This is a genomic window from Pseudomonas sp. NCHU5216 (assembly GCF_052156495.1).
Taxonomy (GTDB): Bacteria; Pseudomonadota; Gammaproteobacteria; order Pseudomonadales; family Pseudomonadaceae; genus Aquipseudomonas.
The window spans coordinates 56,222-76,463 of the sequence record NZ_JBQLIX010000015.1; the positions used below are offsets into that span (position 1 = coordinate 56,222).

22 protein-coding genes are annotated in these 20,242 nt (G+C 65.0%); 15 read left to right on the forward strand and 7 right to left on the reverse strand.

Going from position 1 to position 20,242, the window contains the following annotated elements:
- Nucleotides 1–3 precede the first annotated feature (3 nt).
- A complete protein-coding gene (locus tag ACSVIK_RS12840) occupies nucleotides 4–1,005 on the reverse strand; it encodes a sulfate ABC transporter substrate-binding protein (protein WP_442444697.1) in 1,002 nt (333 codons plus the stop codon).
- An 88-nt stretch (nucleotides 1,006–1,093) separates the two neighbouring features.
- The gene (gene oscA / locus ACSVIK_RS12845) at nucleotides 1,094–1,276 is read right to left on the reverse strand and encodes a sulfur starvation response protein OscA (RefSeq protein WP_442444698.1); all 183 of its coding nucleotides are present in this window, start codon (nucleotides 1,274–1,276) and stop codon (nucleotides 1,094–1,096) included.
- A 233-nt stretch (nucleotides 1,277–1,509) separates the two neighbouring features.
- On the opposite strand from oscA, the gene ACSVIK_RS12850 reads away from it, so the two are divergent.
- Together ACSVIK_RS12850 and ACSVIK_RS12855 are read left to right on the forward strand one after the other, a co-directional pair.
- Complete coding sequence (locus ACSVIK_RS12850; RefSeq protein WP_442444699.1) at nucleotides 1,510–2,091, forward strand: RBBP9/YdeN family alpha/beta hydrolase; 582 nt, start codon at nucleotides 1,510–1,512, stop codon at nucleotides 2,089–2,091.
- A gap of 90 nt (nucleotides 2,092–2,181) precedes the next feature.
- Nucleotides 2,182–3,000, forward strand: a complete 819-nt coding sequence (locus tag ACSVIK_RS12855) for a sigma 54-interacting transcriptional regulator (protein ID WP_442444700.1) — start codon at nucleotides 2,182–2,184, stop codon at nucleotides 2,998–3,000.
- Nucleotides 3,001–3,159: 159 nt separating this feature from the next.
- Here the strand turns inward: ACSVIK_RS12855 and modC are convergent, their stop codons facing one another.
- The 3 genes from modC to modA form a co-directional block, all read right to left on the reverse strand.
- A complete protein-coding gene (gene modC / locus ACSVIK_RS12860; protein WP_442444746.1) occupies nucleotides 3,160–4,284 on the reverse strand; it encodes a molybdenum ABC transporter ATP-binding protein in 1,125 nt (374 codons plus the stop codon).
- Complete coding sequence (gene modB, locus ACSVIK_RS12865; RefSeq protein WP_442444701.1) at nucleotides 4,284–4,964, reverse strand: molybdate ABC transporter permease subunit; 681 nt, start codon at nucleotides 4,962–4,964, stop codon at nucleotides 4,284–4,286. The genes modC and modB overlap by 1 nt, the downstream gene beginning before the upstream one ends.
- A 79-nt stretch (nucleotides 4,965–5,043) precedes the next feature.
- On the reverse strand, nucleotides 5,044–5,799 hold the full coding sequence (modA, locus tag ACSVIK_RS12870) for a molybdate ABC transporter substrate-binding protein (RefSeq protein WP_442444702.1): 756 nt from the start codon (nucleotides 5,797–5,799) through the stop codon (nucleotides 5,044–5,046).
- A 221-nt stretch (nucleotides 5,800–6,020) separates the two neighbouring features.
- Between modA and ACSVIK_RS12875 the strand changes: the two genes are divergently transcribed.
- From ACSVIK_RS12875 to ACSVIK_RS12905, 7 genes are all read left to right on the forward strand, one after another.
- Complete coding sequence (locus tag ACSVIK_RS12875; RefSeq protein WP_442444703.1) at nucleotides 6,021–6,554, forward strand: L,D-transpeptidase family protein; 534 nt, start codon at nucleotides 6,021–6,023, stop codon at nucleotides 6,552–6,554.
- 23 nt (nucleotides 6,555–6,577) lie between these two features.
- The gene (locus ACSVIK_RS12880) at nucleotides 6,578–7,006 is read left to right on the forward strand and encodes a hypothetical protein (RefSeq protein WP_442444704.1); all 429 of its coding nucleotides are present in this window, start codon (nucleotides 6,578–6,580) and stop codon (nucleotides 7,004–7,006) included.
- Nucleotides 7,007–7,240: 234 nt separating this feature from the next.
- Nucleotides 7,241–7,915, forward strand: a complete 675-nt coding sequence (locus ACSVIK_RS12885; RefSeq protein WP_442444705.1) for a GntR family transcriptional regulator — start codon at nucleotides 7,241–7,243, stop codon at nucleotides 7,913–7,915.
- An 87-nt stretch (nucleotides 7,916–8,002) separates the two neighbouring features.
- On the forward strand, nucleotides 8,003–8,779 hold the full coding sequence (locus ACSVIK_RS12890) for an ABC transporter substrate-binding protein (protein WP_442444747.1): 777 nt from the start codon (nucleotides 8,003–8,005) through the stop codon (nucleotides 8,777–8,779).
- Nucleotides 8,780–8,788: 9 nt separating this feature from the next.
- The gene (locus tag ACSVIK_RS12895; RefSeq protein WP_442444706.1) at nucleotides 8,789–9,556 is read left to right on the forward strand and encodes an amino acid ABC transporter permease; all 768 of its coding nucleotides are present in this window, start codon (nucleotides 8,789–8,791) and stop codon (nucleotides 9,554–9,556) included.
- A 1-nt stretch (nucleotide 9,557) separates the two neighbouring features.
- Nucleotides 9,558–10,337 carry an amino acid ABC transporter ATP-binding protein gene (locus tag ACSVIK_RS12900; protein WP_442444707.1) on the forward strand — a complete coding sequence of 260 codons (780 nt, stop codon included), beginning with the start codon at nucleotides 9,558–9,560 and terminating at the stop codon, nucleotides 10,335–10,337.
- Between the two features lie 61 nt (nucleotides 10,338–10,398).
- Complete coding sequence (locus ACSVIK_RS12905) at nucleotides 10,399–12,015, forward strand: gamma-glutamyltransferase family protein (protein WP_442444708.1); 1,617 nt, start codon at nucleotides 10,399–10,401, stop codon at nucleotides 12,013–12,015.
- A 48-nt stretch (nucleotides 12,016–12,063) separates the two neighbouring features.
- On the opposite strand, the gene ACSVIK_RS12910 is transcribed toward ACSVIK_RS12905, so the two are convergent.
- Complete coding sequence (locus ACSVIK_RS12910; RefSeq protein ID WP_442444709.1) at nucleotides 12,064–12,915, reverse strand: MurR/RpiR family transcriptional regulator; 852 nt, start codon at nucleotides 12,913–12,915, stop codon at nucleotides 12,064–12,066.
- Between the two features lie 213 nt (nucleotides 12,916–13,128).
- Between ACSVIK_RS12910 and ACSVIK_RS12915 the strand changes: the two genes are divergently transcribed.
- From ACSVIK_RS12915 to ACSVIK_RS12935, 5 genes are all read left to right on the forward strand, one after another.
- A complete protein-coding gene (locus tag ACSVIK_RS12915; protein ID WP_442444710.1) occupies nucleotides 13,129–14,160 on the forward strand; it encodes a polyamine ABC transporter substrate-binding protein in 1,032 nt (343 codons plus the stop codon).
- A gap of 118 nt (nucleotides 14,161–14,278) precedes the next feature.
- Nucleotides 14,279–15,394, forward strand: coding sequence for an ABC transporter ATP-binding protein (locus tag ACSVIK_RS12920; protein WP_442444711.1), 1,116 nt, complete (start codon nucleotides 14,279–14,281; stop codon nucleotides 15,392–15,394).
- Nucleotides 15,394–16,281, forward strand: a complete 888-nt coding sequence (locus ACSVIK_RS12925; protein WP_442444712.1) for an ABC transporter permease — start codon at nucleotides 15,394–15,396, stop codon at nucleotides 16,279–16,281. The genes ACSVIK_RS12920 and ACSVIK_RS12925 overlap by 1 nt, the downstream gene beginning before the upstream one ends.
- A complete protein-coding gene (locus tag ACSVIK_RS12930) occupies nucleotides 16,278–17,138 on the forward strand; it encodes an ABC transporter permease (RefSeq protein ID WP_442444713.1) in 861 nt (286 codons plus the stop codon). Before ACSVIK_RS12925 ends, ACSVIK_RS12930 begins: the two co-directional genes overlap by 4 nt.
- Nucleotides 17,131–18,213 (forward strand): DmpA family aminopeptidase, encoded by a 1,083-nt coding sequence (locus tag ACSVIK_RS12935; protein ID WP_442444714.1) that lies wholly within the window; start codon nucleotides 17,131–17,133, stop codon nucleotides 18,211–18,213. Before ACSVIK_RS12930 ends, ACSVIK_RS12935 begins: the two co-directional genes overlap by 8 nt.
- Before the next feature lie 79 nt (nucleotides 18,214–18,292).
- Here the strand turns inward: ACSVIK_RS12935 and ACSVIK_RS12940 are convergent, their stop codons facing one another.
- The gene (locus ACSVIK_RS12940; RefSeq protein ID WP_442444715.1) at nucleotides 18,293–19,222 is read right to left on the reverse strand and encodes a DMT family transporter; all 930 of its coding nucleotides are present in this window, start codon (nucleotides 19,220–19,222) and stop codon (nucleotides 18,293–18,295) included.
- A gap of 102 nt (nucleotides 19,223–19,324) precedes the next feature.
- On the opposite strand from ACSVIK_RS12940, the gene ACSVIK_RS12945 reads away from it, so the two are divergent.
- Nucleotides 19,325–20,242 carry a LysR family transcriptional regulator gene (locus tag ACSVIK_RS12945; RefSeq protein ID WP_442444716.1) on the forward strand — a complete coding sequence of 306 codons (918 nt, stop codon included), beginning with the start codon at nucleotides 19,325–19,327 and terminating at the stop codon, nucleotides 20,240–20,242.

A 20,242-nucleotide genomic window follows, 5' to 3' on the forward strand; every position in this document is an offset into this window, starting at 1 on the left:
AGGCTACTGGTTGATCTTGGTGAAGATCTGGTCGAACACGCCGCCGTCGTCGAAGTACTTGGGCTGGGCCTGTTTCCAGCCGCCGAAGTCCTTGTCGATGGTCACCAGCTTGAGGTCCTGGAACTGGCCCTTGAACTCGGCGGCGACTTTCTCGTTGCGTGGGCGGTAGAAGTTCTTCGCGGCGATGCGCTGGCCTTCTTCGCTGTACAGGTGCTGCAGATAGGCTTCGGCCACTTTGCGGGTGCCCTTGCGGTCGACGTTGGCATCGACCACCGCCACTGGCGGCTCGGCGAGTATCGACAGCGACGGGGTGACGATCTCCAACTGGTCGCCGCCTTCTTCGGCCAGCGACAGGTAGGCCTCGTTCTCCCAGGCCAGCAGTACGTCACCCAGGCCACGCTGGACGAAGCTGATGGTCGAGCCGCGCGCACCAGTGTCGAGAACCGGCGCGTGACGGTACAGCTCGGTGACGAATTCCAGGGCCTTGTCTTCGCTGCCGAACTTCTCGCGGGCGTAGGCCCAGGCGGCGAGGAAGTTCCAGCGGGCGCCGCCGGAGGTTTTCGGGTTCGGGGTGATGACTTCCACGCCGTCTTTGACCAGGTCATCCCAGTCCTTGATGCCTTTCGGGTTGCCCTTGCGTACCAGGAACACGATGGTCGAGGTGTACGGCGTGCTGTTGTCTGGCAGGCGCGCTTGCCAGTTCGGGTCGATCAATTGCAGGTTGAGGTTCAGCGCGTCGATGTCGCCGGACAGCGCCAGGGTCACCACGTCGGCGCGTAGGCCATCGATCACTGCGCGGGCCTGCTTGCCCGAGCCACCGTGGGACTGCTGGATGGCGACGGCCGGGTTGCCTTGCGCTTGCCAGAATTTGTTGAAGGCGGCGTTGTACTCGACGTACAGCTCGCGGGTCGGGTCGTAGGACACGTTGAGCAGGGTTTCGGCGGCGACCGGGCCGGCGATCAGGGTGCTGGCCAGCGCGGCCAGGGCGAAACGGCGAATGGACATGGTGCAGCTCCTGGACTGGATGAATTCTTGTGTAGGCGGAGGCGTTTGACTTCTAGCCCTCCGGTGGTCCGGTCGGGCTGCATCATGGTCAGCTGTGCTTGGTGTTCGGTTGTTGCAGGCGGATCTTTTCCTTGCGCTCGATCTGCACCACCTGGCCGTTGTGCACGGTGATCTCCACCGAACCGAATTTCAGGCCATGCAGGGCGTTCTGGATCTCGCGCAGGATGCTGGTTTCATCCTGGCCTTCGAGGTTTCTCAGTGTCGCGGTCATTTTCAGGCTCCTTGTGAATGGCGCCGCGCGGGTCAGCAAGCCTCCGGCACTGGCGTGGAGCGGATAGTAGAAAGGCCTGAATATTCTTAAAAATACTATTTCAGAACATTTATATTCCTTTATGGGATATACGTGGATTGCAATACATGGAATAAGTAAATGAATTCTTATTCTTTTTGTATTGGTTCAGCGCTGCCTAGACTGACGCCATTCGATTCAAGGAGGCGCCGACCATGCGCAGCGAAGCAATCCGTTATCTGATCCTGCCGGGCTGGCAGGGCTCACCCGAGGAGCATTGGCAAAGCCACTGGCAGCGCAGCCTGCCGGGTAGCGTGCGAGTCGAGCAGCGGGACTGGCTCAACCCGCAACAGGGCGACTGGGTCGCTGCGCTTGACCAGGCGATTGCCGCCGACCCGCGTCCGGCGGTTCTTGTTGCCCACAGCCTGGGCTGCGTGACGGTCGCTCATTGGGCGCAGCAGGCACCGCGTGAACTGTTGCGCCGAGTACGCGGTGCGCTGTTGGTGGCGCCGGCCGATGTCGAGCGGCCGGGATGCCCCGAGCCGCTGCACAACTTCGCGCCGATCCCGCGCGCGTTGCTGCCCTTTCCCAGCCTGCTGGTCGGCTCCGACAACGACGCTGCCGCCAGCGCCACGCGGGCCATCGAGCTGGCACGTCAGTGGGGCAGCGAGGCGGTGATTCTGGGTGGCGCCGGGCATATCAACGTGAAGTCCGGGCATCGCCATTGGGAGCAGGGCTTCGCCTATCTGTACCGCCTGCAGCACCGCATCGAGCAGCAGCAGCGTCTGCAGGCGTGATCGTTCGAGGCGGAGAGGGCCAGGCAGCCTCCCGCTTCCTTTTCTTCTGTATGCGTCGCCCCATGAGGGGTGAGCATGGAGCGCTCCGCCATGACGTTTGCAGCGAACCTCCCCCTGACCTTCGCCGAATCCGACGGCAGCCCGCTGAGCATCCGCGCCAAGGCGCTGGTGTTCGTCGACGAACGCTCGCGCCACTTGCGCGAGCGCGCCGAAGCGCTGGCAGGCAACGCTCAGCCGCTGCTGATTCTCGGTGAGACCGGCACCGGCAAGGAGTTGCTGGCGCGCTATATCCATCGCCACAGCGAGCGCGTTGGCCTGTTCGTGGCGGTGAACTGTGCGGCCATCAGCCCGCAATGGGGCGAGGCCGAGCTGTTCGGTCATGTCGGCGGTGCCCATGTCGGTGCCGCCAGCAGTCGCGCCGGCTGGTTCGGCTCGGCCAATGGCGGCACCCTCTATCTGGACGAGATCGCCGACCTGCCACGCCTATTGCAGAGCAAGCTGCTGGCGGCGCTGGAAACCCGCGAGGTTTATCGCGTCGGCGCCAGCCAGGCCTTGCCGGTGGATGTGCGTCTGCTGGCGGCGAGCAGCGTCGACCTGGCCCGCGCGGTGGCCGCCGGCACCTTCGACGAGCGCCTGTACGCCTACCTGTGCGATGGCCAGTTGTTGTTCCCGGCGTTGCGCGAGCGGGTCGGCGATATCCTGCCGTTGGCCGAGTATTTCCTGGGTATTCATGCCCAGCGGTTGGGGTTGAAAATCGTGGGGATAAGCCCGCAGGCCCAGACGATGCTGGAGGCGCACCACTGGCCCGGCAATACCCGCGAGCTGGAGAATGTCATCCACTTCGCCCTGCTGCTGGCCGGGCATGCCGAGATCGGGCCGGAGCATCTGCAATGGCCAGGGCTCGTATAATCGCCCGGATCGCATCCGGGCTACGGGCCTACATCTGCGTGTGGTTGGTGCGCGCGGCGCACCCTACGGACTGCGCCGACCGTTGTGTAGGGTGCGCCATGCGCACCGCGAATCTCGCGCTCGAGCGGCTGCATATTCCGGCGCTTGGCGATGCATGGGTTAGGGTGCCAGCAGCGACACCGATTTGACCTGCGCCCAGAGCGCCTGGCCGGCGTGAATGCCCAACTGATCGAAGGAGTAGCGAGTGATCCGCGCCAGCAGGCGTTGCTCACCAAGGCGCAGGGTCAGCAGCATTTGCGCGTCGAGTGGCTGCCAACTTTCCACCTGGGCCGGCAGCAGATTGAGCAGGCTGCTGCCCTCGGCGCGGTCGAGCGCCAGACTGACGTCGCGTGCCTTGATCTTCACCCTTACTGCTCGGCCCTCCGGCACTGCCGAGTGGGGCTGGAGCAGTGTCGCCTCGCTGCCCGGCAGGCGCAGGTGCAGCAGACCGTAGCGGGCGTCGTGGGCGCAGACCTGGCCGTCGATCACCGCTTCGGCATCGTCTTCGCTGGCGAAAGGCAGGTCGGCGCGCAGCAGCAGCTCCTTGAGTGGGCCGCTGGCGCGTACCTGGCCTTCGTCGAGCAGCACCAGATGGTCGGCCAGGCGCGCCACTTCGTCCGGCGCATGGCTTACGTAGAGCACGGGGATATCCAGCTCCTCGTGCAGGCGCTGTAGATAGGGCAACACCTCCTGCTTGCGCTTGAGATCCAGCGAGGCCAGTGGCTCGTCCATCAGCAGCAGGCGTGGGCTGGTGACCAGGGCGCGGGCGATGCCGACGCGCTGGCGCTCGCCACCGGACAGCGCCGAGGGCATGCGTTCGAGCAGGTGGCCGATGCCCAGCAGTTCCAGGGCCTGATCCAGTGCCACCTTGTGTTGTGCGGCGGGGACGCGCCGCTGTCCATACTGCAGATTGCGCCGCACGTTCAGATGCGGGAACAGGTTGGCATCCTGAAACACGTAGCCGATGGCGCGCTGGTGCGCGGGCAGAAAGAAGCCGCGTTCGCTGTCCTGCCAGCATTCGCCGGCCACCTGCAGGTAGCCCTGCTGCGGGCGATCCAGCCCGGCGAAGCAACGCAGGCAACTGGTCTTGCCCGAGCCGGAATGGCCGAACAGGGCGCTGACGCCACGGGCGGGCAGGTCGAGGTTCACGTCCAGGCGAAAGCCAGGATGCTGCACCAGAAAATGCGCGCGGATACGTCCATCGTCCGCCACGGGCAGGGGCGAGGTCTTGCCGAAAGCGAACATCACCAGGCCCTCACTCTGCTGCTACGGCCACTGTACAGCGCCAGCAGGACGAGGAAGGAGAACGCCACCATGCCGCCCGCCAGCCAGTGCGCCTGGGCGTATTCCATGGTTTCGACATGGTTGTAGATCTGCACCGACACCACCTGGGTCTTGCCGGGGATGTTGCCGCCGATCATCAGCACCACGCCGAACTCGCCGACCGTATGGGCGAAGGCGAGGATCGCGGCGGTGACGAAACCGGGCCGGGCCAGTGGCAGCACCACGCTGAAAAAACTATCCCAGGTGCCGGCGCGCAGCGTCGCGGCGGCCTCCAGTGGGGCGCGTCCGATGGCCTCGAAGGCATTCTGCAGTGGCTGCACGACGAAGGGCAGGGAGTAGAAGATCGAGCCGATCACCAGGCCGGTGAAGCTGAACGTGAAAGTGCCCAGGCCGAGGTTCTGCGTCAGTTGGCCGAAGAAGCCGTTGGGGCCCATGCTCACCAGCAGGTAGAAGCCGATCACCGTCGGCGGCAGCACCAGCGGCAACGCTACCAGCGCACCGACCGGGCGCTTGAGCCAGGAGTTGCTGCGTGTCAGCCACAGCGCGATGGGCGTGCCGATTATCAGCAGCAGCACGGTGGTCAGCGAGGCCAGCTCCAGGGTCAGGAGGATGGCATCGAGATCGTTCTTGGACAGCGGCATGGATGGGGCTCGGTGGTAAAGGTAGCCCGGATGCAATCCGGGACGTTTTCAGGCTGATGCTCCCCGGATTGCATCCGGGCTACGGCAGTTTATAGCCGAATGACTCGATCACCTTCGCCGCTTCCGGGCTTTTCAGGTAGTGCACCAGCGCGGCGGCTGCCGGGTTGTTCGCGCCCGGTTTGAGGATCACTGCGTCCTGCTTGATCGGTTCGTACATCGCCTCCGGCACGATCCAGGCCGAGCCGCTGCTGACCTTGCCGTCCTTGTACACCTGCGACAGCGCGACGAAGCCCAGCTCGGCGTTGCCGGTGGAGACGAACTGGTGCGCCTGGGTGATGTTCTGCCCCTCCACCAGCTTGCTCTTGATCGCCTCGCTCAGCCCCAGCTTGGCCAGCACCTGGGTCGCCGCCAGGCCGTAGGGCGCGGCTTTCGGGTTGGCGATGGCCAGGTGCTTGAACTGCCCGGCCTTCAATGCCGCGTCCGTGCCGTCGAGGTAGTTGGCATCGGCCGACCACAGCACCAGGCTGCCGATGGCATAGGTGAAGCGTGAGCCGGGCACCGTCGCCCCGTCGCGCTCCAGCTTGGCCGGGGTGCTGTCATCGGCAGCTAGGAACACCTCGAAGGGCGCGCCGTTCTGGATTTGCGCATAGAACTGCCCGGTGGCGCCGAAGGAGGCCACCAGCCTGTGCCCGGTGGCTTTCTCGAACGCCGGGGCGATGGCCTGCATCGGTGCGGTGAAGTTGGCGGCGACCGCGACCTTCACTTCATCGGCGATGGCGCCGCTGGCGAAGGCCAGACCGAGGGCGAGCAAACCGTGCTGGAGAGGCTTGAGCATGGAAATTCCTTGTTGTTCCTGGGCGATCACGCGGCCTTGGGGCAGGCCAGATGCGGCAATCCTACAGCGTTGTGTAATTTTGTATATAGCGGTAGTGAGCGCTGCGCCTTCGACGCCGTGGATTTGCGTTCGATGCTCGCTCGGGCAATCGGGCGATCTGCTAAGGTGCGCGTCGCGCCTGCCGCCTGGCCCGAGGGAGAAGCAATGAAAGGAATCCTGCAATGAAGCGTTGGTTACTGGCGAGCCTGTGCCTGCTCGTGCTGCTGGTGGGCTACACCAAGGTCATGGGGCGCCTGGCCGGTGGCCCGGCACCAGTGGCTGAACGCCTGGAACAGGCCGAGCTGATCACCGTCGACAAGGCCCAGCGACGCATGCAGCTCTGGCATGCAGGCAAGGTGTTGAGCGAGTACCGCATCGTTCTTGGCGCGGCGGGAGACGAGGGGCATAAACAGCGCGAAGGTGACCAGCGCACGCCAGAGGGGCGCTACCTGATCGATTGGCGCAATGCCAAATCCATGGCCTACCTCAGCCTGCACATTTCCTACCCGAACGCGCAGGATAAGGCCGCCGCTGCTGCGCGTGGCGAGAGCCCTGGCGGCAATATCATGATCCACGGCCTGCCCAATGGCTGGGGCTGGCTCGGGCCGCTGCATCACCTCTGGGACTGGACCGATGGCTGCATCGCCGTGAGCAACGACGAAATGCGCGACATCTGGCTGCGGGTCGCCAACGGCACACCCATCGAAATTCACTGAATGCACCTATCGAGGAAAGTGTCATGCGCGAGCCTGTGATCCAGGAAGAAGTCTCCGGCTGTGGCATCGCCAGCGCCGCTAATATCCTCGGCAAGACCTACGCACAGATGAAGGCCATCGCCAACGCCATGGGCATCCATGCCGAGGACGAGGCGTTGTGGTCGGACACCCGTTACGTGCGCCGCCTGCTGGACAGCGAGGGCGTGGCCTGCGCCGACGGGGAAACCCCGTTCCAGTCCTGGGAGGCATTGCCCGACCTGGCCCTGCTGGCCATCAAGTTCCATCGCGAGGATGAGCGCGACTTTTGGCACTGGGTGGTGTTCCGGCGTGAGGCCGGTGCCGCCGTCGTGCTGGATTCCGCCAGTTATCTGCCGACGAATCGGCGCACCGATTTCCAGGCCATGCAGCCCAGGTGGTTTATCGAAGTGTTCGGCGCCAGCGATCAGGCCTGAGTCAGCAGATTGCGGGTGCCTGATCGCGAGAGGCGCCATCGTTTCATTGTGGCCTTCGGACTCATTTTTTGCCTCGTCATGGGGCATCAGGTAACGCTTTTGGTGCGCGCGTTGAGGCGCTGTTAGCCGCTCGAAAAGCTATTTTCCTTGAAAAACAGCAAGTTGTGATTTTAGGCACGGCACCTGCATTTGGATGATTGTGTTTTTGGATCCAAAAATTCAGGAATCCTCACAATGCCTTTCGCCGTGACCACCTTCAATGCCCAGCCGGCCCTCTCGGCCGAGGACGAGGCTTACCTGCATCTGCTCGATGCCATCTGTCAGGGCCGTTACCGTACCGGCGACCGCCTGATCGCCGAGGACATCGCCAGCGAGCTGCAGATGAGCCGCATGCCCATCCGTGGCGCCTTCAAGCGCTTGGCAGCGGAAGGCCTGGTGACGCTACGGCCCAATCGCGGCGCGATCGTCAGTGGCCTCAACCTCGAGCAGATGCGCGAAGTCTTCGAGATGCGCAGCGCCCTGGAGGGGCTGGCGATTCGCGTGGCCACGGCCAAGGTCAACGAGCGTCACCTGGCGCGCCTGGAGCGTCTGCTCGATGAAATGGACGAGTGCCGTGAGGACAGCTCGGAGTGGGTGGTGCGCCACCGCATCTTCCACGAGTACCTGTGCAGCCTCAGCGAGCGACCCCGGTTGATGCGCCAGATCAGTGCCCTCTACGCGCTGATCGAGCCGTACATGCGCCTCTGGCTCAAGCACGTCGACAAGCCCTTGAGCGCCCGCGAAGAACATCAGGTGATCCTCGACGCTCTGCGCACCGGCGATGCCCGGCATGCCGAGCGAATCCTCTGCGAGCACATCGAGGGCACCGTCCCCGACCTGCTCGAATTCCTGGAAAAGTCGGGCGCCTGAGACCCGTCCTCTCCTTCATTTCGTACTGCCATACCAACAATTACACCGGAGACGAACATGTCAAAACGTACCTTCGCAGCATCCCTGATGACCCTCTCGCTGATGGCTGGCCTGGCCCAGGCCGAGGTCACGGTTCCCGAGCGCCTGAAGACGACGGACAAGATCGTCTATTGCGGCGCCATGGATTCGCCGCCCATGGGCTTCTTCGACGAGAAGCAGAAACCGGTGGGTATCACCGTCGAGCTAGGCGACGAGATCGCCAAGCGCCTCGGCGGCAAGCGCGTGGAGTGGCGCGTGACCCCCTTCTCCGGCCTGATCCCGGCGTTGATGGCGCGTCATTGCGACATGATCGTCGACCAGTTGTTCGACAAGCCGGCGCGCCGCGAAGTCATCGACATCGTCAACTACATGTACTCCAGCCAGGCGGTCACCGTGCTCAAGGGCAACCCGGCCGGCATCCACAGCCTCGACGACCTCTCCGGCAAGCGCGTCGCCGTGCTCAACGGCTCCACCATCCGCACCCTGCTCGAAGCGCACAACGACGTGCTGAGCAAGGCCGGCAAGGCGCCGATGACCCTGGTGGTGTTCAACTCCGACACCGATGCCTTCCAGGCGCTGCGCGTCGGCCAGGCCGATGCCTACGGCACCACCATGGAAACCGCTGGCTACTACCAGAGCATGGCGCCGGATCTGTTCGAGGTCGGCGTGCCGGCGTTCGACAAGATCCTCACCGGTTTCGGCATTCGCAAGGACGACCCCGAGCTGAGCAAGGCGGTCAGTCAGGCCCTGGCCGACATGAAAGCCGATGGCAGTTACATGGCGCTACTGAGCAAGTGGCACATCGAAGGCAACAAGCTCGACTGAGGCGCGACGATGAACTTCAACTGGGACATATTCTGGCAATACCTGCTGCAGCCCAGCGACGTATACCTCTACGGCCTCTGGCTGACCTGCGTGATCGCGGTGATGGCGATGCTGCTGGGATGCGTCCTCGGCCTGCTGGCGGCGCTGATGCGCGCCTCCAGCAACCCGCTGCTCAACTACCCGGTGCGCTTCTACATCTGGCTGATGCGCGGCACGCCCCTGCTGGTGCAGATCGTCTTCCTCTATACCGCGTTGGCGGCCGGCGGCATCTTCCGCTTCGAGGATCTGGATCTGGGCCTGTTCATCCTGCCGGGCAACATCCAGGCGGCGATCCTCGCCCTGGGCCTCAATGAAGGTGCCTACATGGCGGAGATCATCCGCTCCGGGATCAATGCAGTGGATCGCGGGCAGTACGAGGCGGGACGCTCGCTGGGCATGACCTACCCACGGTTGATGCGCCGCATCGTCCTGCCGCAGGCCTTCCGCGTGATCGTGCCGCCGCTGGGCAACGAGTTCAACGTGATGCTGAAGAACACCACCCTGGTCAGCGTGATCGGTGTGCAGGAGCTGCTGCTGAGCACGCAGATGATCACTTCGGCCACTTTCCGCGTGTTCGAGCTGTACCTGGTGGTGGCCATCTACTTCCTGCTGCTGACCACGCTGTGGGGCTTCTTCCAGCGCTGGCTGGAGATGCGCTTCGGGCGTACCGACGGCCATGTACCGGCGAGCAACCGGCTGTTCGGCCTGGGTGCCATGAAATTTCTGAGGGGGCGTTGAGATGGGCGCATTGGACGAGAGTCTGGTGATCCAGGCCAGTAGCGTGCACAAGCGCTTCGGTGAGCTGGAAATCCTCAAGGGCGTGTCGTTGAACGTGCGCCGTGGCGAGGTGGTGGTGCTGATCGGCGCCTCCGGCTCGGGCAAGACCACCTTCATCCGCTGCCTCAACTACCTGGAGGACATCCAGGGCGGCAGCATCCTGATCAACGGCAAGCCCATGGGCTACATCGAGCGGGCCGACGGCAAGCGCGTGCGCGACTCCGAGCGCAACATCGCACGCATGCGCCGCGACATCGGCATGGTGTTCCAGCGCTTCAACCTGTTCCCGCACATGACCGTGCTGGAGAACATCATCGAGGCGCCGACCCAGGTGTTGGGGGTGAGTCGGCGCGAAGCCGAGGAACAGGCGCGGCAACTGCTGGCCCGTGTGCGCCTGTCGGACAAGGCCGATCACTACCCCAGCCAGCTATCCGGTGGTCAGCAACAGCGCGTGGCCATCGCCCGCGCGCTGGCGATGAAGCCGCAAGCCATGCTCTTCGACGAACCCACCAGTGCCCTCGACCCGGAAACCGTGGGCGAGGTGCTGCAGGTGATGAAGGAGCTGGCCGAGGAGGGCATGACCATGGTGGTGGTCACCCACGAGATGGGTTTCGCCCGCGAGATGGCCGACCGTGTGGTGGTGTTGCATCAGGGCGAACTGATCGAAGAAGGCCCGCCGGCCCAGGTATTCGGCAATCCCCATCACCCGCGCACGCGGGAGTTCCTCAGTCGCGTTCTGTGAAGGCGAGCGGCAGCGACCTGCCGCTCAGTCCTGCAATCAAACCCTGTATCGAGTTACAGTCATGCTCAATTTTTCTGCCCATGAGTATCCCTACGCGTCCCAGCGCCAGAGCGTGTTCGCCCGCAAGGGCATGGTTGCGGCCTCGCAGCCCCTGGCGGCCGAAGCCGGCATCGCCATGCTGCGCCGTGGCGGTAATGCGGTGGACGCCGCCATTGCCACTGCCGCCGCGCTGACGGTGGTCGAGCCCACCGGCTGCGCCATCGGCGGCGACGCCTTCGCTTTGGTCTGGATCAAGGACAAACTGTACGGCCTGGATGCCAGCGGCCACGCGCCGGCGGCGCTGTCCAGCGAGGCGGTCAAGGCTGCCGGCCACGAGCGCATGCCGGTACACGGCTGGTTGCCGGTCACCGTGCCTGGCTGCCCCTCGGCCTGGGCCGAGCTGTCGCGGCGCTTCGGCAAGTTGCCCTTCGCCGAGTTGCTGCAGCCGGCCATCGAACTGGCGCGCGACGGCTTCCCGGTGTCGCCGGTGGTCGCCCACCAGTGGCGCATCGCCCTGGATGAGTACCAGGCCAGCCGCGAGGCCTTCCCCGAGCTGCAGGCCTGGTTCGACACCTACCTGATCGACGGCCAGGCGCCGGTCGCCGGGCAACTTTTCCGCAATCCGGCGCAGGCACAGACCCTGACCGAGCTCGCCGAAACCCAGTGCGAAAGCTTCTACCGCGGCGCCATTGCCGAGCGCCTGGCCAGCCATGCTGCCGCCACTGGCGGCAAGCTCACCACCGCCGATCTGGCCGGCTACCTGCCGCGCTGGGTCGAGCCGATCAAGGTCAACTACCGCGGCTATGACGTCTGGGAAATTCCGCCGGCCGGGCAGGGCCTGATCGTCCTGATGACCCTGAAGATCCTCGAAGGCTTCGACTTCGACCACCGCGACAGCCGCCAGACCTGGCACCGCCAGATCGAGGCGATGAAGCTGGCCTATGCCGACGGTCTGCACTACATCACCGACCCCGAGCACATGCGCGTGGCTGCCGAACAGCTACTTGCCGAAGGCTACTGCGCAAAGCGCCGCGCGCTGATCGGTGAGCGAGCCCGCGAGCCGCTGCACGGCGACCCCCAGGCCAGTGGCACGGTGTACATCGCCACGGCCGATGGCGAAGGCAACATGGTCTCCTTCATCCAGAGCGCCTACCACGGCTTCGGCTCCGGTGTGGTGCTGCCGGACAGCGGCATCGCCCTGCAGAACCGCGGCTCCGAGTTCAGCCTCGACCCGAGCCATTCCAACTACCTGATGCCGGGCAAGAAGACCTTCCACACCATCATTCCGGGCTTCCTCAGCAAGGACGGCGTGGCGGTCGGCCCGTTCGGCGTGATGGGCGGCTACATGCAGCCGCAGGGGCACGTGCAGATGGTGATGAACCTGGTGGACTTCGGCCTCAACCCGCAGGCCGCGCTGGACGCCCCGCGCTGGCAGTGGCTGGGCGGGCAGAAGGTGGGCATCGAACAGGAAACCCCGCGCGACCTGACCTTCGCCCTGGCCCGCTGCGGCCACCAGATCGAAGTGGCCTGCGACCGTACCGACTACGGACGCGGCCAGATCATCCTGCGCGACCCGCAGACCGGCGTGCTCTGCGGCGGCACCGAGCCACGCGCCGACTCGCATATTGCGGTGTATTGAGGGGCGGCATCCCCGGTCGCTGGCGGCCGGGAAGGTGAAGCAGGAGGCTCAGGTTCGATACAGCTTGAGACTCTCCACCCGCTCCCGGTAGGCGCCGAGACGTTCCTTGAGTTGATCCTTGCGCGCGCTGGCCACGCAGTGCAGCAGCACGTTCAGCGCGCTGGTCAGGCCGCCGGTGGATTCGAGGATCAGCCCGGTCTTGGTCTTCATGGTGACGATGTGCGGCGTGTCGATATGCTTGGCGATGCCGTACTCGTCGGTGAATACCACCAGATCGGTGTTCTGCTGCAGGCAGTTGTTGGCGAAGGCGATGCCGGCGTCGGCGTAGGGCGCGATGTCGATCAGGATCACGCAGCAGCGCTGGTTGTGGCTGTCCAGCCACTGGCCGAGCACGCCGCTGTAGAGGTCGAGAAATTCCACCCCGGAGCGCACCAGGGCCAGGCGGTTGGCGAAGTCCTCGGCCAGCCCGCGAATGGTCTGGAAGCCGCAGACGAACACCCGTTCGGCATCGCCCACACGCGCCACGATATCGCGCCAGTGCTGGCTGCCGAGCAGTTCGGCGAAGGCGCGCAGGGCTTCGATTTCCTCGTTGAGGTGGGCCACCAGGTCTTCCGGTTGCTCGACCCGCTCGATCAGCGCCGGGTTGAGCAGCGATTGCACGCGCACTTCGTCGCGCAACTCGTCCTTCAGGCTCTTCAGGCCCTTGTAGCCAAGCCGGCGCAGGAAGCGGCTGACGGTATTGGGGCTGACCCCGCTCTTGGCTGCCAGGCTGGCGCCGTTCTCGAACGCCAGGGTTTCCAGGTTGGCCTGGATATAGGCCCACAGGGTGCGCTCGGCCGGTGTCAGCTTGCCTTCCAGATGTTCCATCTTGCCATCGAGCATGTCCGTTTCCTTTGTCATGCCAAATTCTTCTGACATTTAAATGTCAGTGTGTTGATCTTTGGAAGAAATATATTCTACTCTGAGTCCGTCACGCAAAGAGCTGTCGGTTGGCCGCTGTTTGGGCGAGAGAGCCAGCAGAAGTCTTTCCGCCTCGTCATCGACGCTCGCGCATTCCTGCCGCAACAAGCAAATGTCGCGCCCCGCGCGACCACAACAGTGGAGAACAGGAACATGCTCAAGCTGCGTCATATCGGCCTGTGCCTCGCCCTCGGCAGTGGCTCCGTCAGCGTTCAGGCTGCCGAGGAACTGCACCTGTACAACTGGGGCGACTACATCAACCCCGAGGTGCTGACCCGCTTCACTGCCGAAACCGGGATCAAGGTGTCGCTCGACACCTACGGCAGCAACGAAGAGATGCTGGCCAAGCTGCAGGCCGGCGCACAAGGCTACGACATCGTCTTCCCCTCGGTGCACATGCACGACACCATGGCTGCCATCGGCCTGCTGGAGAAGACCGAGATCAACCAGGATCCGGCCTTCGCCAACATCGACCCCGCCTTCCTGCGTGCCAAGTCCGACCCCAAGGGTGAATACTGCATGCCCTACGCCTGGGGCACGGTAGGCATCTTCTACAACAAGAACAAGGTGTCCAAGCCGATCGAGAGCTGGGATGACTTCTTCGCCGAGGCCAAGGCCGGCAAGAAGGTGATCATGCTCGACGACATGCGCGAGACCCTCGGCGTCGGCCTGATCAAGGAGGGCAAGTCGGTCAACACCACCAACGCCACTGACCTCAAGCAAGCCGCCGCCTGGCTGATCGAGCGCAAGCCGCTGATCTCCGCCTTCACCTACGACAGCGTGCCGATGGTGCAGTCCGGCGACGCCGCCGCCGCGCACTACTTCGTCGGCGCCATGATGTACGTGAAGCAGGACCCGCAGAACCTCGCCTACGTCATCCCCAAGGAAGGCGCGACCCTGTACCAGGAGGACATGTGCGTGCTCAAGAGCGCGCCGAACAAGGCCAACGCCAAGCGCTTCATGAGCTTCTTCCTGCAGCCGGAGATCGCCGCGCTGAACACCGCGCAGCAGATGAACGGCACGCCGAACAAGGAAGCGCTGAAACTGCTGCCGGCCGAGCTGCGTGACAACCCGCAGGTCAACCCGCCGGCCGATGTCATGGCCAAGCTGCAGATCTTCGAGGATCTCGGCAAGGGCCTGAAACAGTACGACCGGGTGTGGACGCGCGTGCGTACCGCCAACTGAAGGTGGGTTACGCAGGGCTGTTCGGGCCCTGCGTAGCCGATGTTGCCAACGGTGCGCGCAGCGCACCCTACGGTGCCCGCCTCGCCAGTCGGCGGTCGGGCCTGGGCTGGAGTCCTCCATGACCGCTTTCACCCAAACCGCGCCGGTGGTCGAAATCCGTGGCGCGGTGAAGCACTACCGTGCGCCGGAAGGGCATCTGGTGCGTGCCCTCGACGGCCTTGATCTGGCCGTCGGCAGCAATGAATTCGTCACCCTGCTGGGGCCGTCCGGCTGCGGCAAGACCACGCTGCTGCGCACCATCAGCGGCTTCGAGCAACTCGATGGCGGCGAGCTGCTGATCCAGGGCCAGTCGATGAACAGTGTGCCGCCACACCGTCGTCCGGTGCACACGGTATTCCAGAGCTACGCGCTGTTCCCGCACATGAGCATCGGCGACAACGTTGGCTATGCGCTGGATGTGCGCGGTGTCGGCAAGGCCGAGAAAATCCAGCGTGTCGGCGAGGCACTGGAGATGGTCGGCCTGGCCGGCATGCAGCAGCGCAAGCCCGGCCAGCTCTCCGGTGGCCAGCAGCAGCGTGTGGCGTTGGCCCGCGCCATCGTCGACCGCCCGGCGCTGCTGTTGCTCGACGAGCCGCTGTCGGCGCTCGACCGGCAATTGCGCCAAGCCATGCAGCGCGAACTGAAGAGCCTGCAGCACGAGCTGGGCATCGCCTTCGTCTTCGTCACCCATGATCAGGAAGAAGCGCTGACCATGAGCGACCGCATCGTCGTGCTCAATGGCGGCCATATCCAGCAGATCGGTGCCCCGGCGGAGATCTACCATCGCCCGGCCAACGCCTTCGTCGCCGGTTTCATCGGCGAGAGCAACCTGTTCGAGGTGCACGTCGGTTCGGTCAACGACGGCATTGCCTACCTGCTCGACAGCCAGGGCGACCTGTTGCAGGCGCGTCATCCCGACCTGCGCGTCGGCCAGTACGCCCAGCTCATGCTGCGCCCCGAACAGTTCCACCTGCAGTGCCCCGGCGAGGGCTTCGCCGCGCTGGAAGGGCGCCTGGAACAACTGCTGTTCATTGGCAAGGACTTCGAGCTGCTGCTGCGCACCGCGCATGGTCGCCTGGTCAAAGCGGTGCTGCGTGACGCCGCGCAGCAAGGCCTGCAGCGCCTGCGCAGCGGCGACAGCATGCAGCTCTGGTACGGCCGGGAGGCCGCGCACCTGATCCCCGGAGGTGTCTGATGCCATTGCGTGAGCGCCTGCGTCTGGTCGGCCTGTTGACCCCGGTGACGCTGATCATCGGCGTGTTCTTCCTTGCCCCACTGACCATCATGGCCGTCTACAGCCTGCTCGAGCCGGGGCTCTACGGCGGCGTCGAGTGGAGCTTCTACCCGGACAACTTCGGCCGCGTGCTGGGCTGGGCCGATGGCGTCAACGAGGAGTTCGATCCGGTCTATCTGGAAATCATCCTGCGCTCGTTCAAGCTGGCCGCGCTGACCGTGCTGGCGACCCTGGCGCTGTGCTACCCGGCGGCCTTCTGGGTGGCGCGGCAGCCGGAGCGGATGCGCAACTTCTGCCTGTTCCTGATCACCCTGCCGTTCTTCACCAGCCTGATCGTGCGCCTCTACGCCTGGCTGCTGATCCTGCGTCCCAGCGGCGTGATCAACACCGCGCTGGCGGCGCTGGGCTTCTACAACCCGGTGGAGCTGATCTACACCGAGACCGCGGTGCTGATCGGCATGACCTACATCTTCATCCCGTTCATGTTCATGCCCGTCTACGCCAGCGTCGAGAAGCTCGACAAGCGCCTGCTGGAGGCCTCGGCGGATCTCGGCGCGAGCCGCTGGCAGAGCTTCTGGAAGGTGATCTTCCCGCTCACTCTGCCGGGTATCGCCGCCGGTTCGATCATCGTCTTCATCCCCAGCCTGGGTAACTTCATCGTGCCGTCGCTGCTCGGCGGTGCGCGCGTGCTGATGATCGGCAGCCTGGTGGAGCAGCAGTTTCTCGCCGCGCGCAACTGGCCGTTCGGCGCCGCCCTGGCGATGCTGCTGATGGCTGCGGTGCTGGTGTGCCTGGTGCTCTACGTGCTGGCGCAAGGGCGCAACAGCGCACAGGAGGCCGGCCGATGAACGCCTTGCTCGCCAACCTCGGGCGCCGGTTGCTGGGCGGCTACAGCCTGGCCTTCTTCATCTTCCTGTACCTGCCGATCGGTCTGATCGTCGCCTACTCGTTCAACAGCAACCCGATCAACATGATGATCTGGGACGGCTTCAGCCTGGACTGGTATCGCTCGCTGTTCGGCCTGACTACCAACCTCAGCGAGAACGCCCTGTACGTCGAATCCACCGATCAGTTGCTGGCCGCGCTACGCACCAGCCTGGTGGTGGCGCTGACCACCACGGCGATCTCCACGGTGATCGGCACGCTCACCGCGCTGGCGATTGCGCGCTATCGCTTCCGTCTGCAGAAGTTCTACCGGGTGCTGCTGTTCATGCCGATGTTGATGCCCGACATCGTGCTCGGCATCGCCCTGTTGATTTTCTTCGTCGGTGTCGGCATGCCGCTGGGCAAGGGCTCGATCATCATCGGCCACTGCACCTTCCTGATCAGCTACGTGTTCCTGATCGTCAGCGCGCGCCTGGCCGGCATGGACACGCGCCTGGAGGAGGTTTCGGCCGATCTTGGCGCCTCGCCCTGGACGACCTTCCGCCGGGTGACCCTGCCGCAGATCCTGCCCGGCGTGGTCGGCGGCGCGCTGCTGGCGTTCATCATCTCGATGGACGACCTGGTGATCACCTACTTCATCGCTGGTGTCGACTCCACCACGCTGCCGGTCTTCATCTACGGCATGATCCGCCGCGGCATCAAGCCGGAGATCAACGCCATCGCCACCCTGCTGCTGATCGCCTCGCTGCTGATCGCCGCCCTCGGCCTGTACCTGCGCAACCGCAAGCCCGCCACTTCCCAGGATGACTCCCATGGCTAAACCTCGCGCCCGCGAACTCGGCCTGCCGCTGCCCGGCACCCCCGGCCCGTACAACGCCATCACCGACGTGCCCGGCGTGCTGGTCGGCTACCGCACCCTCGATGGCGTGGCCGCCAACGGCCGGCGCATCCAGACCGGCGTCACCGCCATCCTGCCGCGCGGCCGCGATAGCGAACCGCAGCTGGTGTGGGCGGGCTTCCATGCACTCAACGGCAATGGCGAGATGACCGGCACGCACTGGATCGAACACGGCGGCTACTTCGTCGGCCCGCTGTGCATCACCAACTCGCACAGCGTCGGCATCGTCCACCATGCCGCCACGCGCTGGACCATCCAGCAGTACGCCGACGCCTGGCAACGCGAGCACCTGTGGGCCATGCCGGTGGTGGCCGAGACCTATGACGGGGTGATCAACGACATCAACGGCCAGCACGTCAGCGAGGCCGACGCCCTCGCTGCGCTGGACGATGCCAAAGGCGGCGCCATCGCCGAAGGCAACGTCGGCGGCGGCAACGGCATGATCTGCTACGGCTACAAGGGCGGCACCGGCAGCGCCTCGCGCCTTGTCGAAATCGACGGCCAGACCTACACCCTCGGCGTCCTGGTGCAGGCCAACCATGGCCAGCGCGCCTGGCTCAAGGTTTGTGGCGTGCCGGTCGGCGAGCGCCTGGAAGATGAACTGCCGGCCGGGCTGGAGCGTGAGCGCGGCTCGATCATCGTCATCCTCGCCACCGACGCACCGCTGTTGCCGCACCAGCTCAAACGCCTGGCGCAGCGCGCGGGCCTCGGCATCGCTCAGGCCGGCACGCCGGGTGGCAACAACTCCGGCGACATCTTCCTCGCCTTCAGCGTGGCCAACCCACGGCCCTTGCCGCAGGTGTCGCAAACGCGGCTGAACCTCGACTACCTCAACGACGAGTGTTTCGACGCGCTTTACCTGGCCGCCGTACAGGCCACCGACGAGGCGGTACTCAACGCCATGCTCGCCGCCGAGGATTCGCCGATGCAGAAGCCCGAAGGCATCTGCCGCGCCATCGATGGCCAGCGCCTGCGCCAACTGGTGACCGGAGCGTGATGCGTAGCCCGGATGAAATCCGGGCACAGGCGATACCGAGTCCCCGGATTTCATCCGGGCTACATCTGGCCAGCTCCGCTCAGTTGGCCTTGCGCTTGCCGGCGGACAGGCGCGAGACGCCCAGCAGCACCAGCGCCAGGCCGACGATCTGGTACAGGGTGATGGCCTCGCCGAGCAGCACCCAGGCGGCGAACAGGGTCAGCACCGGGCCCAGGTTGCCGAACAGGGCGGCATGGCTGGTGCCCATGCGCTGCACCGCCAGGGCCAGCCAGTAGATCGGCAATACCGTCGACAACAGCGCCATCAGCGCGCCGTATAGCCACACTTCAGTTGGCAGGCTCGCCAGTTGCCCTGGGTCGCGGGTGGCGCCGTAGTGGATCAGCACCATGAGCGCCGAGGCCCCGCCGGCCAGCCCGGCCAGGCGCATCGAGCCGACCCGGCGGATCACCACGCCGGTGCCCAGGTAATACAGGGCATAGGTCACCGCACTGGCGAACACCCAGGCGGCACCCAGCAGGATCTGGCCGCTGTCGCCCTCGACGCGGATGTCATGCATCAGGGCGATGCCCAGGCCCAGGTAGCACAAGCCCATGGCCAGGAAAGTGCGCGGGCCCGGCCGCTCGCCCTGCGTCAGCATCTGCAACAGCAGCACCAGGGTCGGGTAGGTGAACAGGATCAGCCGTTCCAGCCCGGCGCTGATGTACTGCAGGCCCTGGAAGTCGAACAGGCTCGACAGGTAGTAACCGAACATCCCCAGCAGCAGGACGTGCGCCCAGTCTTTCGGCGTGAGCCGGGCTTGCCCGGTGCCCCGGCTCAGCCACAGCAGCCAGAGAAACAGCGGCAAGGCCAGGGCCATGCGCAGGCTCAGCACGGTGACGGCATCCACCGGCGCGGCGGCATAGCTAAGTTTGACGAAGATGGCTTTCAGGCTGAAGCCGGTGGCCGAGAGCACGGCGAACAGCACGCCGTTGTCGAGGCTGCGGCGGTACGAGGCGGTCAGAGCATTCATGGCAAGGCTGCGGCAGGAGAACGAGACGTTATTCTGAATGGAATGCAAGGCGGCTAGAATCGCAATTTCACGAATATGGCTTTCTGTTTTGGAGAATGCTCGATGCACTTCGACCTGCCCGATCTGCGCCTGATCGTCGCCATTGCCGCCAGCGGCAGCCTGAGCAAGGCGGCGGCCACCTTTCCCGTCGCGGTATCGGCAGCGAGCACACGGCTGAGGGCGTTCGAGGAGCGCTGCGGCCTGACCCTGTTCGTGCGCAGCAGCGATGGCATGAGCCTGACGCCGGCCGGTCGGCTGGTGCTGGATGCCTGCCAGGGCGTGCTGAAGGAAGCCCGTCTGCTCAACGACACCTTGCAGGAACTCAAGGGTGAACGGCGCATCACCCTGCGCCTGGCCGCCTCCACCGTGGCCAACAGCACCTTCCTGCCGGCGGCGCTCGGCCCCTTTCTGGCCGATTATCCGGAGGTGGATCTGCAACTGGCTGAGCAGGGCAGCAAGGCCGTGCTGAGGTCGGTCAGGGAAGGCAGCATCGACATCGGCGTGTACGACGGCAACCTGCCCACCGATGACCTGTTGTCGCTGCCGTTTCGCAACGACCGTCTGGTGCTGCTGGTGCCCCGTGGCCACGCGCTGATCGAACAGCGTCCGGCGTTGCTGCGCAGCGCGCTGAATTTCCCCTTCGTCTGCCTGCCAGCCGAGCGCGCCATGCAGCGCTTCATCGAATACATGGCGGTACGCAACGCCCTGCCGCTCAAGGTGCGGGTGCGCGCGCCGAGCTTCGATGCTATCGCCCAACTGGTGGCGCAGGGCGTTGGCGTGTCCATGCTTCCGGAAGCGGCGGCGATTCGTCTGGCGCAGGAGTTACCGGTGGCGGTGGTGATGCTGGAGGATGTCTGGGCCACCCGTGAGCTGCGCCTGTGCGTGCGCAGTTGGGAGGGGCTGTCGTCCCATGCACGACAGTTGCTCAGCTACCTCACCCGCGACAGTGCCGCCGGTGAGGTAACGGGCGAGAGGGCCTGA